The sequence below is a fragment of the Gellertiella hungarica genome, from assembly GCF_014197145.1.
Lineage (GTDB): Bacteria > Pseudomonadota > Alphaproteobacteria > Rhizobiales > Rhizobiaceae > Gellertiella > Gellertiella hungarica.
The window spans coordinates 72,709-93,909 of record NZ_JACIEZ010000001.1; the positions used below are offsets into that span (position 1 = coordinate 72,709).

A 21,201-nucleotide genomic window follows, 5' to 3' on the forward strand; every position below is an offset into this window, starting at 1 on the left:
CCAACCGAAAAGGAACGGACCATGACAGACATGATTGCAGGGGAGGCAGCGCTCGCGGCGCTGCTCACGGATCTCTATGGCCTGAAGGGACGGCTCGTGCCGCTTCCGGGCGAGCACGACCTCAACTTCCGCGTCGAGGCGGAGGATGGCCGGCGCTACCTGCTGAAACTCCATGCGGCGGGCGACGAGGAAAGCCTGGCGATGCAGGTGGCGGTGCTCGAGCATCTTCACCGCGCAGCCCCGGAGCTTCTCGTTTCCCGGCAGATCCCGGCCCGCGGCGGGGCGCTGCTGACGCCGGTTTCCTTTCGCGGCGAGCGTCAGGCGCGGCTTCTCACCTGGATCGAGGGCGACGTCTGGGCGGGGTCCAGGGCGCGGTCGCGCGACAGCGTGACGACGCTCGGCGCCCTTCTCGGGCGGCTCGACCGGGCGCTTGCGGATTTCTTCCATCCCGGCGCCCGGCGCGTCTATGGCTGGGACATCGCCCGGGCCGATCACCTGCGCCGCCATGTCGATCTCGTGGAAGGAGCGGAAAAGCAGGCGGCGGTGATCGCGATCCTCGACCGCTTCCGCAGCGTGGTGAAGCCCGCGCTGGATGCCTGCCCGCGGCAGGTGATCCACAACGATGCCAACGACTACAACACCGTTCTCGATGCCGCCGGACGGGTGAGCGGCCTTCTCGATTTCGGCGACATGGTGGAGACCGCCCGCATCATCGAGGTGGCCGTCGCCGCAGCCTATGCGCTGATCGGTTCCGACGATCCGGTCGGCGTCATCGCCGATCTTGCCGCGGCCTATCATGCGGTCAATCCGCTGACGGAGGCGGAGGCAAGCCTCGTCTTCGATCTCGTGCGGCTGCGCTATGCGGTCAGCATCCTGATGGCCACGAAGCAGATCCGCGAGCAGCCCGACAACCGGTATCTGCTGGTCAGCCAGGAGGATGTCTGGCGCGAGCTGAAGCGCCTCGAGGCGGAGAACGCCGCCTTCGCCCGGATGCGCATCCGCGATGCCTGCGGCTTTGCCGCCGTCGCCTCGGCCCGGCGGATCGCGCGCTGGCTGGAGGCGAATGCCCAGGGCTTTGCGGCCCCCATCCGGGTGGAGGGGCGGGAGCCCGTCGTGACACGCCTCGACCTTTCGGCCGAAAGCCCGGAGGCAGACCGCCTCGGCACCCTCGACGCGGCGGCCTTCGACCGGTTCGTCACGGAGCGGCTGCAGTCGGCCGGTGCGGATCTTGCCATCGGCGCCTACGGGGAGGAGCGCGTCGTGCCGGGCATGGGAAGCGGCGATGCGGAACGCCCGCTCCACCACCGGACCATACATCTCGGCATCGATCTCTATGCCGCCGCCGGCACGCCGGTCCGTGCGGTGCTGGCCGGCAGCGTCGCCTTCCTCAATGACGACGCGGTGGAGAACGGCTTCGGGCCTACCGTCCTTCTCCGCCACGAGACGGGCGAGGGCGATGTCTTCTTCACCCTTTACGGGCACCTCTCGCGCGCCTCGCTTTCCGGGCTGAAGCCCGGCCAGCATGTGGGCGCGGGCGAGGTGATCGGCCGCCTCGGCGCGCTTTCGGAAAATGGCGGCTGGGCACCGCATCTCCACATCCAGCTCGTCACCGATCATCTCGGCCTGGAGGGCCGCATGGTCGGAAACGGCAGCCGGGCGGCCTGGCAGATCTGGCAGCAGGTCAGCCCCGATCCGAGCGTGCTTCTGGGCCTGCCGGTGGCGGCCAGCCGCATTCCCCCGATGTCGTCCGAATTTCTGGTGCGCGAGCGCCAGCGCCGCATCGGCCGTTCGCTCAGCATCGCCTACAATCCCCGCCCGCTGAAGATCGTGGCGGCGGAAGGCTGCCATCTGATCGACGAGGAGGGCGTGCGCTGGCTGGACATGGTCAACAATGTCTGCCACGTCGGCCACTGCCACCCGCGCGTGGTGGCGGCCGCCCGGCAGCAGATGGGCGTGCTCAACACCAACAGCCGCTACCTGCACGACACGCTGGTGGAATATGCCCGGCGCCTGACGGCGCTGTTCCCGGAGCCGCTGTCCGTCTGCTTCTTCGTCAATTCCGGCAGCGAGGCGAACGATCTCGCGATCCGCCTTGCCCGCGCCCATACCGGGCACCATGACCTGATCACCGTCGATCACGCCTATCACGGCCACCTGACGAGCCTCATCGACGTCAGCCCCTACAAGTTCAACGGCAGGGGCGGGGAGGGGCGGCCGGCCCATGTGCGGGTGGCCGAGATGCCGGATCTCTATCGCGGCCGCTTCCGCTACGGCGATCCGGCGGCGGGCGAGAAATATGCGGAGGACGTGCGCCGGCAGGTCGCGGCGCTTGCCGCGGAAGGCAGGGCGCCGGCGCTGTTCTTCTCGGAGGGCATTCTCGGCACCGGCGGTCAGCTCCCCCTTCCGGCAGGCTATCTCAGGGCCGCCTATGCCCATGTGCGCGCAGCCGGCGGGCTCTGCCTCGCCGACGAGGTGCAGGTGGGCTTCGGCCGGGTCGGCTCTCACATGTGGGCCTTCGAGACCCAGGGCGTGGTGCCCGACATCGTCACCATGGGCAAGCCCATCGGCAACGGCCACCCCATGGCCGCCGTCATCACCACGCCGGAGATCGCCGCCTCCTTTGCCAATGGCATGGAGTATTTCAACACCTTCGGGGGCAATCCCGTCTCCGCGTCCATCGGCCTTGCTGTCCTCGACGTGATCCGGGACGAACGGCTGCAGCACCATTGCCTGCGGATCGGCGACCGGCTGATGGCGGGCGCCCGCGCCCTTGCGGACAGGCATTCCGTGATCGGCGACGTGCGCGGCCATGGCCTTTTCATCGGCATCGAGATGGTGCACGACCGCCAGACGCTCGCCCCGGCGGCGGATGCGGTAGATTTCCTACTGGTGGAAATGAAGGAAAAGCATCATATACTGCTGTCGAGCGAGGGGCCCCTGCACAACGTGCTGAAGATCAAGCCGCCCGCGCCCTTTGGCGAGGCGGATTGCGACCGGTTCCTGGATGCGCTCGATGAGGTCCTGACACGCTTTTCCCGGGGAGAACGCGCATGAAACGGGTGGTGCTGCCGACGGGCGAAGAGGTTCCGGCACTTGGCCTCGGCACCTGGAAGATGGGCGTGGGCGAACCGGACGAGGCAGGCCAGATCGAGGCGCTGCGCACCGGGCTCGATCTCGGCCTGACGCTCATCGATACCGCGGAGATGTACGGCAACGGGCGCTCCGAGGCGCTGGTCGGCAAGGCCATTGCCGGCCGCCGGGACGAGGTGTTCCTCGTCTCCAAGGTGCTGCCGGAGAACGCTTCCCGCAACGGCACCATCGAGGCCTGCGAGCGCAGCCTCGGGCACCTGTCCACCGATCGCATCGACCTTTACCTGCTCCACTGGCGCGGCAGCCACCCGCTTGCCGAAACCGTCGCGGCCTTCGAACGGCTGAAGCGCGACGGCAAAATCCGCCACTGGGGCGTCTCGAACCTCGATCCGTCCGACATGGCAGAGCTTGCGGGCGTTGCCGATGGCGGCCACTGCGCCGCCAATCAGGTGATGTACAATCTCGCCGATCGCGGCATCGAATGGGATCTGCTGCCGGAATGCGTGGAGCGGAAGATTGCGGTGATGGCCTATTGCCCGCTCGGCGAGGGGCAACTGATCGGCCATCCGGCGCTTGCGGCCATCGGCGCGCGCCATGGCGTTCCCGGCGCGACGGTGGCGCTCGCCTGGCTGCTGTCGAAGCCCGGTGTGATCGCCATTCCGAAGAGCCGCAGCGCGGCCCGCGTGCGGGAGAATGCCCGCGCGCTCGATCTCGCCCTGACGCCGGAGGATCTCGCCGAACTCGACCGGCATTTCCCGCCGCCCACGGGTCCCGTGCCTCTGGCCATGACCTGACCCTTTCCCATCCCTGACACGAAAGCCCACCCGGAGAACAGAATGGCAAACCACGCCGCACGCCTCGACGCGCTTCGCGCCCGCATGAAGGCCTCCAACACCGATATCGTCGCCGTTGGCCCGAGCTCGCACATGCTCTGGCTTTCCGGCGTTTCGCCCCATGGCGACGAGCGCCCGGTGATGCAGATCGTCACCGCCGACAAGGCCGCCTTCCTGATGCCGAAGCTGAATGCCGATGCGGCCCGCAAGGATACCGACCTGCCGTTCTACCCCTGGGCGGACGACGAGGGCGCGACCGGCGCGCTCGACCGGCTGCTCTCCGATTTCGGGGTCAAGGACAGGGCGGGCCTGACCGTCGCGCTAGACGAGACCATGCGCGCGGATTTCGCCCTCCTGCTGCTCGGCGCCCTCAGGGAGCCGCGCCATGCCTTTACCGGCGAGACCGTCGGCTGGCTGCGGGCCCGCAAGGACGAGGAGGAATACCGGATCCTCAAGGCCAATGCGCTGCTCAACGACGAGGCGGCTCTTGCCGCCTTCGCCTCGCTGAAGGAAGGCATGACCGAGCTCGACGTCGCGGAGGTGGTGAAGAACTTCTACCGTTCGCGCGGCGCCGTTGCGGAATTCACCATCGTCGGCTTCGGCGAGAACGGCGCCTATCCGCATCATCACTGCAGCGACCGCCGGCTGAAGCAGGGCGACAGCGTGCTGGTCGATATCGGCGGGCGCAACAACGGCTATCCCAGCGACATGACCCGCATGGGCTATTTCGGCTCCAGGCCGGAGGGTTTCGACGAGATCCATGCCATCGTCGACCGCGCCGTGAAGGCGGCCATCGCGGCGGCAAAGCCCGGCGTGCGGGCACGGGACGTGGATGCCGCAGCGCGCGGCGTCATCACGGATGCGGGCTACGGGGAGTTCTTCCTCCATCGCACGGGCCACGGCCTCGGCATCGATATCCATGAGGGGCCCTATATCACCGCCACCTCCGACGTCATTCTGGAAGAGGGCAACGTGTTCTCCATCGAGCCCGGCATCTACCTGAAGGATCGCTTCGGCGTCCGCCTGGAGGAGATCGTCATTCTCCGGAAGGACGGCGCCGAGGTGCTGTCCGGCCTGTCGCGCGATCTCGTCAGGGGCGGCTGACCGCCTTTGCGTGAATATCCCTCCAGGCGGGCCGTGCGCCCGGCTGGGGGAGGGCGGTCGCCTCGTAGAGCCCTCGGGCGACCGCGCGCGCCATCGTGGTCATGGCCAGATGGCATATTTCCATGAATTCCAGCGGGTCCGCGACGGGCTTTTCGCCCGTTGCCGCGCCGAAGACCGTATCGCCGTCCGAAGGAAAATGGGCGGGATGGATCGACCGCACCAGCCCGTCCTGACCGAGTATGGCCAGCCGATGGCACTCGGCCTTGGACAGGCGCGCATCGGTGACGACCATGCCGATGGTGGTTGCGGCGGGTTCCATGCCCTTGACGAAGAGGTCCGTATCCTCCCTGCGGAAGGACGGCGGATAGCCAAGCCCGCCGAATTCGCCGTCGATCTCGAAGGGGGCGGCCCAGAAATGCGGGCCGGTGCCCACGGTCGGGCTGCCCAGCGCATTGACGGCAACGAGCGCCGCCACCCGGTGGCCCTTCGAGGTGACCGCACTTGCGGATCCGAGCCCGCCCTTCAGCCGCGCCGTCGTCGCGCCCGTTCCGGCCCCGACCGTGCCGAGCGCGAAGGCGCCCTTGCGGGCCGCGCGATAGGCCGCATGACCCAGCCGCTGGTAGGGGTTCTGCTCGCCCCAGTCCTTGTCACCGCCATTCATCAGATCGAAGAGGATCGCCTGGGCTGCAATCGGGACGATCGTGTTGCCGAAGGCAAGGCCGCGTCCGTCCGCCCGCAGGCCGTCCAGCACGCCGCCCGTGGCATCGAGCCCGAAGATGGAGCCGCCGGAAAGCACCAGCGCATCCACCGCCTGCACGCTGTTTGCCGGATCGAGCATGGCGCTGTCGCGGCTTCCCGGCGCGCCGCCGAGGATCGAGACCGAGGCATTGGCCTGCCGGTCGAAGACGACCACCGTCACGCCGGTCGCGCGGTGGAGATCGGTCGCATGGCCGACGGATACCCCGTCGATATCGGTGAGCAGATTGAGCATGGGGCAAGCCTTAACTGACGCAGACAGGGCGCAGTATAGGCGGCCCGCCCCTGCCGAGAAAGATCAGGCGGTATAGACCGGCACCCCGCCGATATGGGTGGCAACAAGGCCGAGGTCGCCGTCGAGAATGACGAAGTCCGCATCCATGCCCGGCTGGAGCCGCCCCTTGGTGGCTGCCATGCCCGCCGCCTCGGCGGGATAGAGGCTTGCCATGCGCAGCGCCTCGCCGAGCGGGAGCCCGAGCGTCTCGTGCACGAAGCGGACGGAGGAGAGCATGTCGATATCAGCGCCCGCAAGCGTCCCGTCGGCAAGGGTGAGGCGTCCGTCCTTGCGATAGATCTGCCGGCCATTGAGGGTGAAGCCGTCGAGATCGGTGCCGATGGGGGACATGGCGTCGGTGACGAGGAAGATGCGCCCCGGACCGTTCTTGGCGCTGAGCGCAATGCGCATGGTGATCGGGTTGACGTGGAAGCCGTCGGCGATCAGGCCCGCATGGAGCATGCCTTCCTCCAGCGCCGCACCGACCACGCCCGGCTCGCGGTTGCCGAGCTGGCTCATGGCGTTGAAGAGGTGGGTGACGGCGCGCGCACCGGCCGCCGCATAATCCAGCACCGTATCCGCATCGCAATCCGTATGGCCGAGGCTGACGAGAATGCCGGCGCTGGAAAGCCTGTCGACCTGTTCGGGGGTGACGTTTTCCGGGGCGACCGTGGTCATCAGCACCGGCATCCGGCCTACCGTCTGCAGCAGCGTCTCCAGGTCCTCCTCCTCCATCGGGCGGATCAGCGATGGGTCGTGGGCGCCCTTGCGGGCGACCGAGAGATGCGGACCCTCCAGATGCAGCCCGAGGAAACCCGGCACGCCGAGCCGTGCCGCCTCGATGCCCGCGGCAATCGTCGCGCGGGTGATCTCGACGCGATCGGTGATCAGCGTCGGCAGAAGTGCGGTGGTACCGAAGCGGGCATGGGCGGCGCAGATGGTGGCAATGCCCTCCACCGTCTGTGCATCGTTGAGCATGACGCCGCCGCCGCCATTCACCTGAAGATCGATGAAGCCGGGCACGATGGAGGAGCCCCGGGGCAGGTCGCGGATCTCCAGCCCCTCGGGCGCGTCCGTCTCCTCCACCAGCGTGGCGATCCTGCCATTTTCCACGACGAGGACGAGGCCGCTCTCCCACCTGTCGCCGGTGAAGATGCGTGCGCCCCTGAAAGCCGTCTTCTTGTTCATCGGGTTTCCGTCACTTTCTTGAGAGCTTCCGGCTTGTCCGGGTTGAAGCCGAGCGAACGAGACCAGGCCTCCACGAAACCGTAGAAGGGGATGATCAGCGCCAGCGCATCGGTGAGGGGATGACCGGTCTCCACCCGTTCCAGATGCCCGGCCCGCTTCGTCCGCGCGGAGGTGGCATAGACTGCGGCGCGCTTTTCCGCCAGCCCGTCGGCGATGTCGGCAATCGAGGCCTCGGCGGCATCCGCGGCGGCAAAGGCGATGACGGGGAATTCCGGCTTCACCAGCGCGACCGGCCCGTGCAGAACCTCCGCCGCCGAATAGGCCTCCGCATGCAGGCCCGAGGTCTCCTTGAACTTCAGGGCCGCCTCGCTGGCGATGGCAAGCGTCGGACCGCGGCCCAGCATGTAGAGCGAGGAGGCGTCGGTCAGGTCCGCGGCGAGCGCCGGAAGCCAGTCGATCCTCACCGCCCGCGCGAAATGCCCGGGTGCAGCCCTCAGCGCCGCCCTGAGTTCCTCGTTGCCGGTCCATTCGGACAGCAGGATCAGGCCGGCGAAAACCGAGCTTACATAGGATTTCGTCGCGGCAACCGCGAGCTCCGGCCCGGCGGCGATGTCGATCGCGTGGCGGGAGGCATCGGCGAGCGGCGAGCCCATGGTGTTGGTGAGCGCGATGCTTTCCGCGCCGCTGCGGGTCGCGGCATCCGCCATGGCGACGATATCAGGGCTCTTGCCGGACTGGGAGATGGCGATGGTCGCCGCACCGGAAAGGTCGAGCGTGACGCCGTAGATCGAGGCGAGCGAGGGGCCGATGGAGGCGACCGGCCTGCGGGCGACGAGCTCGATCGCATATTTGAGAAAGTGGGCGGCGTGATCGGAAGAGCCGCGCGCGATCGTTGCCACATAGGCCGGGTTTCTCTCCCGAAGCGCGGCGCCCGCCCGTTCCAGGGCGGCGGCACCATCGAGCAGCCGCGCCACCGCATCGGGTATCTCGTCGATTTCGCGTCGCATGTGAGTGTGCATGAGGGGGTCCTTGCTGTTTCCGGGCGAAGCCGGCTCATGGGGCGGCGTCGTTCTCGCCCAGGGTCATTTCCGCAACGAAATCATAGGCATCGCCGCGATAGAGGGAGCGCGTGAATTCCACCACCCGGCCCGAGGCAAGGTAGGAGACGCGCTCGATGGACAGGCCGGCCGCGCCAGCCGGAATGCCGAGCAGCTCCGCGTCGGCTTCCTTGACGTTGCAGGCCGAAATGCGTTGGATCGCCCGCACGGGCCGCGCGCCCGTCCGGTCCAGTTCCTCGTAGAGGGAGGTCGTGACGTTTTCCGGCTCCGGAAGGAACTCGGTGGAGATGCTCGCGCGCTCGATGGCGAGCGGCGTGTCGTTGGCCATGCGCAATCGGCTGATGCGGGCCACCTGCGTGCCCGCGGAAAGGCCGAGCATCACCATCTCCTCCGTCGTCGGGTGGAAGATGCCGCGCTCCAGAAGCTCCGCCCGGGTGGTGAAGCCGCGCCGGGCCATGTCCTCGGTGAAGGAGGTGAGGCGCGACAGCGACTGCTGCACCTTCGAGACCGGCTTCGAGACGAAGGTGCCGGATCCGTGCCGCCGCACGAGAAGCCCGTCGCGCACGAGATCGTCCACCGCCTTGCGCACCGTCACCCGGCTGACATCGGCGATCTCGGCGAGATCCCTTTCCGGTGGCAGGGCTTCGCCCTGTTCAAGCTTGCCGCCGCGGATCGCCTCCTCCAGCACCTGCCGGAGCTTCATGTAGAGCGGGCCACGCCCGGCATTCTGGAGGGCCTCGGCGGAAAGGATCGAAGCGAGGATCATGCTGCAGCTCCCGTGCCCGGTACAAAATGGCGCTGCGCCAGGGCGATGGCCCCGGCCAGTCCGTCGCCGCGCGGCTTGCGCAGGCGCGATCGGTGTCGCTCCGCAATCCAGGGTGCGTAGCGGTCGGCAAGGCCGCCGACGAGGCAGAGCGGCAAGGGCCCCGCCACGGCATAGAGGCGGTCGAGTGCCTCGTCGATGGCATGGGCCGAGAGGCGGATCACCCGCAGGGCGGTCGAATCGCCGGTCTCCGCATGGTCGAAGACAAGCGCGGCCCGCTCCGCGAAATCGGCGGGCCTTGCGCTGTGGGCAAAGTCGACCATGGCCGCCGGACTGCCGCCGAACTGGGCCATGAGCACGCTCGTCAGGGCAGAGGGCGTCCTTATTCCGTCATGGGCGAGAATGGCTTCCTGCATCGCGGCCTGTCCGATCCGGGCGCCGCCGCCGAGATCGCCGAGCACGAAGCCCCAGCCCCCGACCGTTTCCATCTGTCCCGCCTGGCGGATGAAGTAGATGGTGCCGGTGCCGATCACCGCCACGCTGCCGTCCCCGGGCCCGAGCGCGCCTTCGAGCGCGACCAGCCCGTCGGAATCGAGTGCCAGGCGCGCAAAGGGCAGCCGGGCGCGGATCTCCTGTGCCGCGCGCGGCACGGTGCTGCCGGCAAGGCCGAGGAAAACCGGAATGGAGAAAAGATCTGCCGCCCCGAGCCCCGCCTGTTCGAGCGCCGCCCGGGCGGCTTCCACGATATGGCGTGCCGCACCGTCCGCATCGGTCAGAATGTTGGCGGGACCGCTGGTGCCCCGACCCAGAATCGCACCGGTGCCGTCCGCCAGTGCCGCCCGGCACAGCGTTCCGCCGCCATCGATTCCCAGGATCAGATCGGACATGGGTCACCTCCCGCCAATATAATACCAAAAAAATACCATTAACCAAGGGCGTTTTTCCGGCTTCCTCGTTCATTTTCATAAATTCCTGTTTTTCAACGGCATTTGTGAAAAATCGGCCTGTGAAAGGCGGGTCTGCAAACAAATTTGTTAATTTGGTTATGGACAATTGGTATTTTTTTGGCATTATCGCCTCAGGTGGAGGCCAGCAATGACGATAGAACGGACCGAGCGGAGGCATGATTTGGGAGCGGCGCTGGATGCGCGCTTTCCCCTGCCGATGCTCGATGCCCTCTTCGATGGCCAGATTGCAGCAGCGACGGTTGTTGCCGGGGCGCGGGATGCGCTGGCGGCTGCGGCGGGCGTCATGGCGCAATCCGTGAGCGCAGGCGGGCGGCTGGTCTATGTCGGCGCCGGATCGTCCGGCCTCATGGCCATGGCCGATGCGCTGGAGCTTCCCGGCACCTTCGGCATCGATCCCGATGGTGTCGTGCTGCTGATGGCGGGCGGCTTGCCCGGTGCCGGCGAAAGGCCCGCCCTTCCGGGCGGTCCGGAAGACGATGCGGAGGCGGGTGCCCGCGAAACCGCTGCGCTTGGCCTCGGAGCGCGGGATACGGTCCTTGCGCTCACCGCCAGCGGCTCGACGCCCTATGCCCTCGCCGCTGCCCGCACGGCCCGTGCCGCGGGCGCGCGGGTCATCGGGCTTGCCAACAATGCCGATGCGCCCCTGCTTGCCCTTTCCGATGTCGCCGTTTTGCTTCCCACGCCGCCCGAGGTCGTGGCCGGATCCACCCGCATGGGTGCGGGAACGGCGCAGAAGATCGCCCTCAACATGATGTCCACCGCCATGGCGGTCATGCTCGGCCATGTGCACGAAGGCCACATGGTGAACCTGAAGGCGGACAACCAGAAGCTTCGTGCGCGGGCAACGCGCATGGTGTCGGAGATATCCGGCATCGGTTCGGAGGCGGCGGCGGCCCATCTGGCGGCTGCCTCCGGCTCCGTGAAGATCGCCGTGCTGCTCGCTGCCGGGGCGAGCGGTAGAGAGGAGGCGGAACGCCTTCTCGCGGCGGGCGGCCAGCACCTGTCGGCCGCGCTCCGGGCTTTAGAAGACCGCAAGGAAAACGTCTAGAACAGAGGCGCCATCGGGGCGTCTCAACCGAGGGAGAACCGCATGACCCGCACCATCGTGAAGGCGATGCTCGTTTCCACGAGCCTTTTCGCTTCCATCAGCGCCGCCAGCGCAGAAACCACGCTGACCATCGAAAGCTGGCGCAACGACGACATCAAGATCTGGCAGGAAAAGCTGATCCCGGCCTTCGAAGCCAAGAACCCCGGCATCAAGGTCAATTTCGCGCCGACCGCGCCGACCGAATACAATGCCGCGCTCAATGCCAAGCTCGACGCGGGCTCTGCCGGCGACCTCATCACCTGCCGTCCGTTCGACGCCTCGCTCGAGCTCTACAACAAGGGCCATCTCGCCGATCTCTCCGGCCTGAAGGGCATGGAGAACTTCTCCGACGTCGCCAAGTCCGCCTGGACCACCGACGACGGCAAGGCCACCTTCTGCGTGCCGATGGCTTCGGTCATCCACGGCTTCATCTACAACAAGGACGCCTTCGACAAGCTCGGCATCGCCGTTCCGGCAACCGAAGCGGAATTCTTCGCCGCCCTCGACAAGATCAAGGCCGATGGCACCTATATCCCGATGGCCATGGGCACGAAGGATCTCTGGGAAGCCGCAACCATGGGCTACCAGAACATCGGCCCCAACTACTGGAAGGGCGAGGAAGGCCGTCTGGCCCTGATCAAGGGCGAGCAGAAGCTCACCGACGCCGCCTGGGTCGAGCCCTACAAGACGCTCGCCAAGTGGAAGGACTATCTGGGTGACGGCTTCGAGGCGCAGACCTACCCGGACAGCCAGAACATGTTCACGCTCGGCCGCGCCGCCATCTATCCGGCCGGTTCGTGGGAAATCTCGGGCTTCAACACCCAGGCCCAGTTCAAGATGGGCGCCTTCCCGCCGCCGGTGAAGAATGCGGGCGACACCTGCTACATCTCCGACCACAACGACATCGGCATCGGCCTCAATGCCAAGAGCGCGAATGCGGAAGCCGCCAAGACCTTCCTCACCTGGGTCGCTTCGCCGGAATTCGCCGAAATCTACGCGAACTCCCTGCCGGGCTTCTTCAGCCTGAACTCCACGGCGGTGAAGATGTCCGATCCGCTGGCGCAGGAATTCGTCTCCTGGCGCGACAAGTGCAAGTCGACCATCCGCTCGACCTACCAGATCCTGTCGCGCGGCACGCCGAACCTCGAAAACGAGACCTGGACCGCTTCGGCCAACGTCATCAACGGCACCTCCACGCCTGAAGATGCGGCCAAGAAGCTGCAGGAAGGCCTCGACAGCTGGTACAAGCCGGCGAAGTAAGGTGTGAAACGGCCCTGCCTGCTCCCGAACCGGGAATAGTGCGCGGGCCATTCATCCGCCCCTCCCGCCGTGCTTGACGGCGGGAGTGGCCATTGAAATCGAGCGGCGACGTTCCCCTCCCCCTTGTGGGGAGGGGTCAGGGGTGGGGGTGAAGCCAGGTCAACCCGGCTTCGTACCGATGGGCAGGCCATGCGCGTTCCGGATACCCCCACCCCTAGCCCCTCCCCACAGGGGGGAGGGGAATGCCGCCATCCATGCCAGCGACCGCATGGAACCAATTCTATCGATCAGGGGGAGCGATCATGACATCGACGGATGACACCGGGGCCATGGCGCCGCTGAAGCGGCCGGCCCGCTGGCACATTCTGGTGTTTCTCACGCCGGCGCTCATCATCTACACCATCGTGATGATCCTGCCGCTGTTCCAGACGCTGTGGCTCTCGCTCTTCAACGTGACGAAGGAAGGCACGCCTGTCTTCGTCGGGCTCGGGAACTTCAAGGTGCTGTTCGGCGATGCCCGCTGGGCGGCCGATTTCTGGAACGCGCTGAAGAACAACCTGATCTTCTTCGCCGTCCACATGCTGGTGCAGAACCCGATCGGCGTGGCGCTCGCGGCCATGCTGTCGATCCCGAAACTGCGCTTTGCCTCCTTCTACCGGACCGCCATCTTCCTGCCGACGCTGCTCTCCTTCGTGATCGTGGGCTTCATCTGGAAGCTCATCCTCTCGCCGCTCTGGGGCGTTGCGCCCTGGCTGATGAGCCTCGTCGGCGCGAAGGGCCTCTTCCTGCCCTGGCTCGGCCTGCCGAGCACGGCGCTGGTCACCGTGTCGCTGATCTCCGTCTGGCAATATGTGGGCATTCCCATGATGCTGATCTATGCGGCGCTGCTCAACATTCCCGACGAGGTGATCGAGGCCGCGGAATGCGACGGCATCACCGGCTGGGCGCAGTTCTGGAAGATCAAGCTGCCGCTCATCCTGCCCGCCATCGGCATCATCTCGATCCTCACCTTCGTCGGCAATTTCAACGCCTTCGACCTTGTTTACACCGTGCAGGGGGCGCTTGCCGGGCCGGACGGATCGACCGACATTCTCGGCACGCTGCTCTACCGCACCTTCTTCGGCTTCCAGCTGCAGCTCGGCGACCGCTCCATGGGCGCAACCATCGCGACGGTGATGTTCCTGATCATCCTGGCGGGTGTCTCGCTCTACCTCTTCATCATCCAGCGGCGCATCCGCCGCTACCAGTTCTGATCCCGGGAGAGGTTCGTCATGTCCAAGGCACGCACATCGCCCATCCGCGCCGGCTTCGTCCATCTGGCGCTCGGCGCCTACACTGTGATCGCGATCTTCCCCGTCTTTCTCACCATCGTGAACTCGTTCAAGGATCGCGGCTCGATCTTCCGTTCGCCGCTGCAGCTGCCGGGTCCGTCGAGCTTCAGCCTGGTGGGCTACGAGACGGTTCTGAAGCAGGGCGATTTCGTCGGCTACTTCACCAACAGCCTGACGGTGACCTGCGTCTCCATCTTCCTCGTGCTGCTCTTCGGCGCGATGGCGGCCTTCGCCCTTTCGGAATACCGCTTCAAGGGCAATGCGCTGATGGGGCTCTATCTCTCGCTCGGCATCATGATCCCGATCCGCCTCGGCACAGTGGCAATCCTGCAGGGCATGGTCGCGACCGGCCTCGTCAACACGCTGACGGCGCTCGTCCTCGTCTATACCGCGCAAGGCCTGCCGCTTGCGGTCTTCATCCTCTCGGAATTCATGCGGACCGTCTCCGACGACCTCAAGAATGCCGGGCGCATCGACGGGCTTTCCGAATATGCGATCTTCTTCCGCCTCGTGCTGCCGCTGGTCAGACCCGCCATGGCAACGGTGGCCGTCTTCACCATGATCCCGATCTGGAACGATCTCTGGTTCCCGCTGATCCTTGCGCCGGCGGAAGCCACCAAGACCATCACGCTCGGCAGCCAGGTCTTCATCGGCCAGTTCGTCACCGACTGGAACGCGGTTCTCTCGGCGCTCTCGCTCGCGATCTTCCCGGTTCTCGTCCTTTACATGATCTTCTCGCGGCAGCTCATCCGCGGCATCACCTCGGGAGCAGTAAAATGACCGACAGACCCTTGCGCGTTCTCGTTGCCGGCCTCGGCAACATGGGCCGCAGCCATGCACTCGCCTATCACCGCAATCCCGGCTTCGAGATCGCCGCCCTCGTCAACCGCTCGAAGCCGGCGCTCGACAGCGCGCTTTCCGGCTACGAGATCCTGCCGGATTTCGAGACGGCGCTGGCCGAGCTGAAGCCCGATGTCGCCTCGATCAACACCTATTCGGACAGCCATGCGGATTATGCCGTCGCCGCACTCGAAGCCGGCTGCCATGTCTTCGTGGAAAAGCCGCTCGCGACCACGGTTGCCGATGCGGAGCGGGTGGTTGCCGCCGCGAAGGCCAACGGGCGCAAGCTGGTGATCGGCTATATCCTCCGGCATCATCCCTCCTGGATGCGCCTCATCGAGGAGGCGCGGGCGCTCGGCGGGCCTTACGTCTTCCGCATGAACCTCAACCAGCAGTCCTCGGGCCCCACCTGGGAGACGCATAAGGCGCTGATGCAGACGACATCGCCGATCGTCGATTGCGGCGTGCATTATGTCGACGTGATGTGCCAGATCACCGATTCCCGTCCCGTGGAGGTGCGCGGCATGGGGCTGCGCCTCTCGGACGAGGTGGCACCCGACATGTATAATTACGGGCATCTGCAGGTTCTCTTCGAGGACGGGTCCGTCGGCTGGTACGAGGCCGGCTGGGGGCCGATGATTTCGGAGACCGCCTTCTTCGTGAAGGACGTGATGTCGCCGAACGGCGCCGTCTCCATCGTGATGGAAAACGCGAAATCCGACGATATCGACGCCCATACCAAGACGGCGATGATCCGGGTGCACAGGGCGCGGCGCGGGGCCGACGGCCGCTTTGCCGAGCCCGATCTGGACCTGAAGATGGACGGCGAACCGGGACACCAGGACCTTTGCGAGCGGGAACAGGCCTTCCTGCTGAAGGCCATTCGCGAGGATCTGGATTTGGGCCGCCACATGCAGGACGCGGTGAGTTCGCTGCGCGTCTGCCTGGCGGCGGATGAAAGTGTGCGGACCGGCAAGCCGGTCCGGTTGTAAGGGGGATTTGCCGTGGGCGCGCTTCAGCTACAGAATATCCGCAAGACCTTCGGGGCCCATGAGGTTCTGAAGGGCATCGATCTCGACGTGAAGGACGGCGAATTCGTGATTTTCGTCGGTCCGTCCGGCTGCGGGAAATCCACGCTTCTCCGGGTCATCGCCGGCCTCGAGGATGCCTCGACCGGCAGCATCCGCATCGATGGCGACGAGGTGGCGACCGTGCCGCCGGCCAAGCGTGGCATTGCCATGGTCTTCCAGTCCTATGCGCTCTATCCGCACCTGACGGTGAAGGACAATATGGGCCTTGGCCTGAAGCAGGCCGGAACGGAGAAGGCCGAGATCGAAAGACGGGTAGCCAAGGCCTCCGCCATGCTGTCGCTCGAACCCTATCTGGCGCGCCGGCCCTCCGAGCTTTCGGGTGGGCAGCGCCAGCGCGTCGCCATCGGCCGCGCCATCGTGCGCGAGCCGAAGCTCTTCCTCTTCGACGAGCCGCTCTCGAACCTCGATGCGGCGCTGCGCGTCCAGACGCGCCTCGAGATTGCAAAGCTCCACCGCGAGCTCAAGGCCACGATGATCTACGTCACGCACGACCAGGTCGAGGCGATGACGCTGGCGGACAAGATCGTCGTGCTGTCTGCCGGCGCGATCGAGCAGGTGGGCTCGCCCATGGAGCTCTACAACCGTCCGGCCAATCTCTTCGTCGCGGGCTTCATCGGCTCGCCGCAGATGAACTTCATCGAGGGCGGCCGTCTGGGCGAAAGCGTCGCCACCGTCGGCATCCGCCCCGAGCACATTTCGCTGTCGCGCGACAGCGGCGAATGGAAGGGCAAGGCCGTGCATGTGGAGCATCTCGGCGCCGACACCATCGTCTATCTGGAAACGGAGGCGGCAGGGCTCGTCACGGTGCGGCTTTTCGGCGAGCATCACGTAAACCCTGACGATATCGTCTATGCCACGCCCGACGCCACGCAGATGCATCGCTTCGATGCGGCGGGCAAAGCGATCCGTTAACCCGCCGGCCTTATGGGCGGGGAGGGGACAGACAGGAAAAGGCGCATGATCGTTTGCTTCGATATCGGCGGCACCGCCATCAAGGGGGCCTATGCCAGGGGGCCGGAAGAGATCCGGACCCTGCCGCGGGTCCAGACGCCGCTCAGGGATTTCGACGCCTTCATCGGGGTGCTGAAGACGGTGATTGCAGGCGCTCCGGAGCCGGTCTCCTGCGTCAGCATCTCGATCACCGGCGTCATCGATCAGGAGACGCGGCTGATCACGGTGGCCAACATCCCCTGTCTTGACCAGCGGCCCATCGAGGCGGATCTCGAAGCGGCGCTCGAATTGCCCGTCATCGTCTCCAACGATGCGGATTGCCTCGCCATGGCGGAATACGGCACCGGCGCAGGCAAGGGGCATCGCGTCGTCTTCGGCGTCATTCTCGGAACGGGTGTCGGCGGCGGGCTCGTCATCGGCGGCGAGCTCATCAATTCCGATGGCGGTTTTGCCGGGGAATGGGGGCATGGCCCCGCCGCACCCCGCTTTGGCGGAACGCCGGAGGTGGAAATCCCGGCCTTTGCCTGCGGCTGCGGCCTCAAGGGCTGCCTCGACGCGACGGTGAGCGCCCGGGGCATGGAAAAGATGCACCGCTTCCTCTGCGCGGAAGAAAAGACCAGCGAAGAGATCACCGCCGCCTGGCTCTCCGGCGACGAGAAGGCCACCCGCACGATCGACGTTCTCTGCGACGTCACCGCCGGGCCGCTCGCCATGCTTGTGAATACGGTGGGTCCGGGCATCGTGCCCGTCGGCGGCGGGCTTGCCCGCTGCGTGCCGCTCATCGAGGAAATCGACCGGCGGGTGCGCGCCCGCATCCTCAAGAAGCTTGACCGGTCGCTGGTCGTGCCGGGCCTCTGCACCATCGAGCCCGGCCTCGTCGGGGCGGCCGTCCTCGCCTTCAACCGGGGGCATGCATGAGACGGCGGCTGCTCGAAGTCTGCGTCGACGATGCGGCGGGCCTGCAGGCGGCCATCGAGGGCGGTGCGGACCGGATCGAACTCTGCAGCGCGCTGTCGGTCGGCGGGCTCACGCCGTCGCCGGGCCTCATGGCCCTTGCCGCCGAAGCGCCGGTGCCCGTCCATGCGATGATCCGGCCGCGCGCCGGCGCATTTCTCTATGACGAGGCGGACCTGCGGCAGATGGAAAACGACATCCGCACCGTCGCCGGCTTCGGGCTCGAAGGCATCGTGATCGGCGCGAACCATGCGGACGGGCGGCTGGACGAAGGGGCGCTTGCGCGCCTGCTGTCCGCCGCCGAAGGGCTGCCGGCGACGCTGCATCGGGCGATCGATCTGGTCCCTGATGTCAACGCGGCGGTGGATCTCGCCGTCTCCCTCGGTTTCGAGCGCATCCTGACCTCGGGCGGGGAAAAGACGGCGCTGGCCGGTCTTGAGCGGATCGCCGGAATGCTTGCCCGCGCCGCGGGACGGATCGAGATCATGCCTGGGTCGGGCATCACGGTGGACACGGTGGGCCCGATCCTTGCCCGCCTGGCCGATGTCGACATCCACGCCTCCTGCTCGTCGCCGGGGGCGGAAGAGCCGGAAAACGTGCTCGCGCTCGGCTTTGCGACCGGCCCGCAGAAGCGGACCGATGCCCTGAAGGTGCGGGCGCTGAAGGCGCGTATGGGTTGAGACGGGCTGCTCCAGGCCCCGCGGGTCAAGCGGTGGCATCAGGGCCGGCTCGACTGCCGGCCGTCATGCTCGGGCGGGTCCCGGGCATTGAGAGGTCCATCGAATGTCCGACAGGTTTGCAGATCCTCGGCACAATGCCGAGGATGACGTCGCGCATGCCGCAAGCCTGATGGAAAAGCTGGTCCCGGGACCTGCCCCGGGATCGTTCGCTCAGACGGGGAAGAGCTTCCACCGCGTCGGGCGGAAGCAGATCCTCTTCGGATCGAGCCGGGCCGCCTGTTCCGGCGTCACTTCGAGCTCGACATGGTTGCCCTCGCCGAGATCGATCTCCACATGGCGCGTGCCCGCCACGCGGCGGGTCGATACCACCCGGCCTTCGAAATGCGGCTCGTCGGCCTCGACCAGCACGATGTCCTGCGGCCGGAAATAGAGCAGGGCCTCGCCGTGCTTGTCCTCCGCCGCGGCCATGCCGAGCGTTTTTCCGCCGAAGCGGATCTCGCCGCCATCCACCGCCACCCGCAGGCAGTTGGACTCGCCGATGAAGCCGAAGACGAAGGGGGAATTGGGGCTGTCATAGACCTCGTCGGGCGTGCCGACCTGCTCGATCTTGCCCTGGCTCATCACGACGACGCGGTCCGCAAGCTCCAGCGCCTCTTCCTGGTCATGGGTCACGAACACCGTTGTATGGCCGGTGCGGTCGTGGATTTCGCGCAGCCAGCGCCGCAGGTCCTTGCGCACCTGGGCGTCGAGCGCGCCGAAGGGCTCGTCGAGCAGCAGCACGTTCGGCTCCACGGCCATGGCGCGGGCCAGCGCCACGCGCTGCCGCTGGCCGCCGGAAAGCTGGGTCGGATAGCGGCCTTCCATGCCGGTAAGCTGCACGAGATCGAGCAGCTCCTTGGCGCGGCGGCGGATATCCGCCTTGGGGGGACGGGTCGCACGCGGGCGGACGGTCAGGCCGAAGCCGATATTGTCGAGCACCGTCATGTGGCGGAACAGCGCGTAGTGCTGGAACACGAAGCCGATGTTGCGCTCCTGCACGGTCTTCAGCGAGGCATCCTCGTCGCCGAAGAAGACCTTCCCTTCGGTCGGCGTCTCGAGGCCGGCGATCAGGCGCAGAAGCGTCGTCTTGCCCGAGCCCGACGGACCGAGAAGCGCGATCAGCTCGCCGGAACGGATGTCGAGGGAGACATCGTTGAGGGCCGGGAAGCGGCCGAATTCCTTGCGGATGTTTTGTACTTTGACTTCCATGGTCTCTCTCAATGGCGGCGGCTGGCGGAAAGCTCGGCGCTGTAGTGGTATTCGAGCAGCGATTTCAGCACCAGCGTCACGAGCGCGAGCAGCGCCAGAAGGGTGGCAACGGCGAAGGCCGCCACGAAATTATACTCGTTGTAGAGGATCTCGACCTGCAGCGGCATGGTGTTGGTCTGGCCGCGGATGTGGCCGGAGACGACCGACACGGCGCCGAACTCGCCCATGGCGCGGGCATTGCAGAGCAGCACCCCGTAAAGCAGGCCCCACTTGATGTTGGGCAGCGTGACATACCAGAAGGTCTGCCAGCCGCTGGCCCCGAGCGAGAGCGCCGCTTCCTCGTCGGCGCTGCCCTGTTCCTGCATCAGCGGGATGAGCTCGCGCGCGACGAAGGGGAAGGTCACGAAGACGGTGGCAAGCACCAGTCCCGGCACCGCGAAGATGATCTGGATGCCGTTGCTCTGGAGCCAGGGGCCGAAGAGGCCCTGCGCGCCGAAGAGCAGCACGAAGACGAGGCCCGAGATGACCGGCGAGACCGAGAAGGGCAGGTCGATCAGCGTCGAGAGGATCGCCTTGCCCTTGAACTCGAACTTGGCGATGGCCCAGGCCGCAGCCACCCCGAAGACGAGGTTGAGCGGCACCGAGATGCCGGCGACGACGAGCGTCAGCCAGATGGCGGAGAAGGTCTCCGGGTCGGAGAGCGACTCGAGGAAGGCGGGCAGCCCCTTGCGCAGCGCTTCGGTGAAGACCGCAAGCAGCGGCATCGCCAGCACCAGCAGCAGGAAGAGCAGCGAGAAGCCGATCAGCACGGCCCGGGCGAAGGGGGTCTCCGTCGTCACCGTGTTTTCGGGTGCGTGATCATGCGCCATAGCCATACCTCCTGCGGCTCCACGCCTGGATGAGGTTGATGACGAAGAGCATGGCGAAGGAAATCAGGAGCATGACCACGGCGATGGCGGTGGCGGCTGGATAGTTGAATTCCTCGAGCTTGATGACGATGAGCAGCGGCGCGATCTCCGACTTGAAGGGCAGGTTGCCGGCGATGAAGATGACCGAGCCATATTCCCCCACGCCCCTGGCAAAGGCGAGGGAGAAGCCGGTCAGCACCGCGGGCGCCAGTCCGGGCAGGAGGACCCGGAAGACGGTCTGGAAGCGGCTGGCGCCGAGGGTCGCGGCGGCCTCCTCCACCTCGCGGTCGATTTCCTCCATCACGGGCTGCACGGTGCGCACCACGAAGGGAAGGCCGACGAAGACGAGGGCGATGACGATGCCGATGGGCGTGAAGGCGACCTTGATGCCGAGCGGTGCGAGAAGCGCGCCGATCCAGCCCTTGGGTGCATAGAGCGTGGTCAGCGCAATGCCCGCCACCGCCGTCGGCAGGGCGAAGGGCAGGTCCACCATGCTGTCGACGATGCGCTTGCCGGGAAAGCGGTAGCGCACGAGGACCCAGGCCAGCAGCGTGCCGAAGATCACGTTCAGGAGCGCGGCGATGAAGGCGCATCCGAAGCTGATCCAGAGGGCGTTGAGGGTGCGGCGCTCGAGCGCCAGCGCCCAGAAATCATGCCAGCCAAGCGAAGCCGACCTGAAGAACAGGCCGGCGAGCGGTATGAGAACGATGAGTGTCAGCCAGACAAGCGTGTAACCGAGCGCCCACCGGAAGCCCGGAAGAACGCTCGGTTGTCTGAACTGCCACCCTCCAGAGGTGGACCGTGCCATGAGACCCCG

19 protein-coding genes are annotated in these 21,201 nt (G+C 66.5%); 11 read left to right on the forward strand and 8 right to left on the reverse strand.

The genetic code is table 11. The features are described from left to right. Window positions 1–21 precede the first annotated feature (21 nt). From GGR23_RS00335 to GGR23_RS00345, 3 genes are read left to right on the forward strand one after another with little or no spacing between them, the layout of a single operon-like run. A complete protein-coding gene (locus GGR23_RS00335; protein WP_183364109.1) occupies window positions 22–3,054 on the forward strand; it encodes an aminotransferase class III-fold pyridoxal phosphate-dependent enzyme in 3,033 nt (1,010 codons plus the stop codon). Further along, the gene (locus tag GGR23_RS00340; RefSeq protein ID WP_183364110.1) at window positions 3,051–3,884 is read left to right on the forward strand and encodes an aldo/keto reductase; all 834 of its coding nucleotides are present in this window, start codon (window positions 3,051–3,053) and stop codon (window positions 3,882–3,884) included. Before GGR23_RS00335 ends, GGR23_RS00340 begins: the two co-directional genes overlap by 4 nt. A gap of 42 nt (window positions 3,885–3,926) precedes the next feature. Then, window positions 3,927–5,027, forward strand: a complete 1,101-nt coding sequence (locus GGR23_RS00345) for a M24 family metallopeptidase (RefSeq protein ID WP_183364111.1) — start codon at window positions 3,927–3,929, stop codon at window positions 5,025–5,027. Here the strand turns inward: GGR23_RS00345 and GGR23_RS00350 are convergent. The 5 genes from GGR23_RS00350 to GGR23_RS00370 form a co-directional block, all read right to left on the reverse strand. Then, window positions 5,014–6,018 (reverse strand): P1 family peptidase, encoded by a 1,005-nt coding sequence (locus GGR23_RS00350; protein ID WP_183364112.1) that lies wholly within the window; start codon window positions 6,016–6,018, stop codon window positions 5,014–5,016. The two genes, GGR23_RS00345 and GGR23_RS00350, sit on opposite strands and share 14 nt — an antisense overlap. Window positions 6,019–6,081: 63 nt before the next feature. Continuing rightward, window positions 6,082–7,245: an N-acetylglucosamine-6-phosphate deacetylase gene (gene nagA, locus GGR23_RS00355; protein ID WP_183364113.1), complete on the reverse strand. Its 1,164-nt coding sequence runs from the start codon at window positions 7,243–7,245 to the stop codon at window positions 6,082–6,084. Continuing rightward, window positions 7,242–8,264 (reverse strand): SIS domain-containing protein, encoded by a 1,023-nt coding sequence (locus GGR23_RS00360; RefSeq protein WP_183364114.1) that lies wholly within the window; start codon window positions 8,262–8,264, stop codon window positions 7,242–7,244. The genes nagA and GGR23_RS00360 overlap by 4 nt, the downstream gene beginning before the upstream one ends. Window positions 8,265–8,298: 34 nt before the next feature. Continuing rightward, window positions 8,299–9,069: a GntR family transcriptional regulator gene (locus GGR23_RS00365; RefSeq protein WP_183364115.1), complete on the reverse strand. Its 771-nt coding sequence runs from the start codon at window positions 9,067–9,069 to the stop codon at window positions 8,299–8,301. Continuing rightward, window positions 9,066–9,953, reverse strand: coding sequence for a glucosamine kinase nucleotide-binding domain-containing protein (locus tag GGR23_RS00370; protein WP_183364116.1), 888 nt, complete (start codon window positions 9,951–9,953; stop codon window positions 9,066–9,068). The genes GGR23_RS00365 and GGR23_RS00370 overlap by 4 nt, the downstream gene beginning before the upstream one ends. A gap of 208 nt (window positions 9,954–10,161) precedes the next feature. Here GGR23_RS00370 and GGR23_RS00375 point away from each other — a divergent pair, with 208 nt between their 5' ends. The 8 genes from GGR23_RS00375 (at window position 10,162) to GGR23_RS00410 (ending at window position 18,228) form a co-directional block, all read left to right on the forward strand. Further along, on the forward strand, window positions 10,162–11,082 hold the full coding sequence (locus tag GGR23_RS00375; protein ID WP_183364117.1) for an N-acetylmuramic acid 6-phosphate etherase: 921 nt from the start codon (window positions 10,162–10,164) through the stop codon (window positions 11,080–11,082). Between the two features lie 42 nt (window positions 11,083–11,124). Next, window positions 11,125–12,381, forward strand: coding sequence for an ABC transporter substrate-binding protein (locus GGR23_RS00380; RefSeq protein WP_183364118.1), 1,257 nt, complete (start codon window positions 11,125–11,127; stop codon window positions 12,379–12,381). Window positions 12,382–12,683: 302 nt separating this feature from the next. Continuing rightward, complete coding sequence (locus tag GGR23_RS00385) at window positions 12,684–13,634, forward strand: carbohydrate ABC transporter permease (protein WP_183364119.1); 951 nt, start codon at window positions 12,684–12,686, stop codon at window positions 13,632–13,634. Window positions 13,635–13,652: 18 nt separating this feature from the next. Continuing rightward, complete coding sequence (locus GGR23_RS00390; protein ID WP_183364120.1) at window positions 13,653–14,492, forward strand: carbohydrate ABC transporter permease; 840 nt, start codon at window positions 13,653–13,655, stop codon at window positions 14,490–14,492. Then, window positions 14,489–15,544: a Gfo/Idh/MocA family protein gene (locus tag GGR23_RS00395; protein WP_183364121.1), complete on the forward strand. Its 1,056-nt coding sequence runs from the start codon at window positions 14,489–14,491 to the stop codon at window positions 15,542–15,544. Before GGR23_RS00390 ends, GGR23_RS00395 begins: the two co-directional genes overlap by 4 nt. A gap of 12 nt (window positions 15,545–15,556) precedes the next feature. Then, the gene (locus GGR23_RS00400) at window positions 15,557–16,555 is read left to right on the forward strand and encodes an ATP-binding cassette domain-containing protein (RefSeq protein ID WP_183364122.1); all 999 of its coding nucleotides are present in this window, start codon (window positions 15,557–15,559) and stop codon (window positions 16,553–16,555) included. 45 nt (window positions 16,556–16,600) lie between these two features. Further along, complete coding sequence (locus GGR23_RS00405; RefSeq protein ID WP_183364123.1) at window positions 16,601–17,512, forward strand: ROK family protein; 912 nt, start codon at window positions 16,601–16,603, stop codon at window positions 17,510–17,512. After that, window positions 17,509–18,228 (forward strand): copper homeostasis protein CutC, encoded by a 720-nt coding sequence (locus GGR23_RS00410; RefSeq protein ID WP_183364124.1) that lies wholly within the window; start codon window positions 17,509–17,511, stop codon window positions 18,226–18,228. The genes GGR23_RS00405 and GGR23_RS00410 overlap by 4 nt, the downstream gene beginning before the upstream one ends. A 210-nt stretch (window positions 18,229–18,438) precedes the next feature. Here GGR23_RS00410 and GGR23_RS00415 read toward each other — a convergent pair whose 3' ends face one another. Genes GGR23_RS00415 through cysT form a run of 3 tightly spaced genes read right to left on the reverse strand, consistent with a single transcriptional unit; the run spans window position 18,439 to window position 21,192 of the window. Next, window positions 18,439–19,476 carry a sulfate/molybdate ABC transporter ATP-binding protein gene (locus tag GGR23_RS00415; protein ID WP_183364125.1) on the reverse strand — a complete coding sequence of 346 codons (1,038 nt, stop codon included), beginning with the start codon at window positions 19,474–19,476 and terminating at the stop codon, window positions 18,439–18,441. An 8-nt stretch (window positions 19,477–19,484) separates the two neighbouring features. Then, window positions 19,485–20,345 (reverse strand): sulfate ABC transporter permease subunit CysW, encoded by an 861-nt coding sequence (cysW, locus tag GGR23_RS00420; protein WP_183364126.1) that lies wholly within the window; start codon window positions 20,343–20,345, stop codon window positions 19,485–19,487. After that, window positions 20,335–21,192 (reverse strand): sulfate ABC transporter permease subunit CysT, encoded by an 858-nt coding sequence (gene cysT / locus GGR23_RS00425; protein WP_183364127.1) that lies wholly within the window; start codon window positions 21,190–21,192, stop codon window positions 20,335–20,337. The genes cysW and cysT overlap by 11 nt, the downstream gene beginning before the upstream one ends. Window positions 21,193–21,201: the final 9 nt, after the last annotated feature.

What these genes read in the sequence shown, in the direction of transcription:
- GGR23_RS00335 (WP_183364109.1), top strand. Translation starts at nt 22, where the DNA reads ATGACAGACATGATTGCAGGGGAGGCAGCGCTCGCGGCGCTGCTCACG.
- GGR23_RS00340 (WP_183364110.1), top strand. Translation starts at nt 3,051, where the DNA reads ATGAAACGGGTGGTGCTGCCGACGGGCGAAGAGGTTCCGGCACTTGGC.
- GGR23_RS00345 (WP_183364111.1), top strand. Translation starts at nt 3,927, where the DNA reads ATGGCAAACCACGCCGCACGCCTCGACGCGCTTCGCGCCCGCATGAAG.
- GGR23_RS00350 (WP_183364112.1), bottom strand. Translation starts at nt 6,018, where the DNA reads ATGCTCAATCTGCTCACCGATATCGACGGGGTATCCGTCGGCCATGCG.
- nagA (WP_183364113.1), bottom strand. Translation starts at nt 7,245, where the DNA reads ATGAACAAGAAGACGGCTTTCAGGGGCGCACGCATCTTCACCGGCGAC.
- GGR23_RS00360 (WP_183364114.1), bottom strand. Translation starts at nt 8,264, where the DNA reads ATGCACACTCACATGCGACGCGAAATCGACGAGATACCCGATGCGGTG.
- GGR23_RS00365 (WP_183364115.1), bottom strand. Translation starts at nt 9,069, where the DNA reads ATGATCCTCGCTTCGATCCTTTCCGCCGAGGCCCTCCAGAATGCCGGG.
- GGR23_RS00370 (WP_183364116.1), bottom strand. Translation starts at nt 9,953, where the DNA reads ATGTCCGATCTGATCCTGGGAATCGATGGCGGCGGAACGCTGTGCCGG.
- GGR23_RS00375 (WP_183364117.1), top strand. Translation starts at nt 10,162, where the DNA reads ATGACGATAGAACGGACCGAGCGGAGGCATGATTTGGGAGCGGCGCTG.
- GGR23_RS00380 (WP_183364118.1), top strand. Translation starts at nt 11,125, where the DNA reads ATGACCCGCACCATCGTGAAGGCGATGCTCGTTTCCACGAGCCTTTTC.
- GGR23_RS00385 (WP_183364119.1), top strand. Translation starts at nt 12,684, where the DNA reads ATGACATCGACGGATGACACCGGGGCCATGGCGCCGCTGAAGCGGCCG.
- GGR23_RS00390 (WP_183364120.1), top strand. Translation starts at nt 13,653, where the DNA reads ATGTCCAAGGCACGCACATCGCCCATCCGCGCCGGCTTCGTCCATCTG.
- GGR23_RS00395 (WP_183364121.1), top strand. Translation starts at nt 14,489, where the DNA reads ATGACCGACAGACCCTTGCGCGTTCTCGTTGCCGGCCTCGGCAACATG.
- GGR23_RS00405 (WP_183364123.1), top strand. Translation starts at nt 16,601, where the DNA reads ATGATCGTTTGCTTCGATATCGGCGGCACCGCCATCAAGGGGGCCTAT.
- GGR23_RS00410 (WP_183364124.1), top strand. Translation starts at nt 17,509, where the DNA reads ATGAGACGGCGGCTGCTCGAAGTCTGCGTCGACGATGCGGCGGGCCTG.
- GGR23_RS00415 (WP_183364125.1), bottom strand. Translation starts at nt 19,476, where the DNA reads ATGGAAGTCAAAGTACAAAACATCCGCAAGGAATTCGGCCGCTTCCCG.
- cysW (WP_183364126.1), bottom strand. Translation starts at nt 20,345, where the DNA reads ATGGCGCATGATCACGCACCCGAAAACACGGTGACGACGGAGACCCCC.
- cysT (WP_183364127.1), bottom strand. Translation starts at nt 21,192, where the DNA reads ATGGCACGGTCCACCTCTGGAGGGTGGCAGTTCAGACAACCGAGCGTT.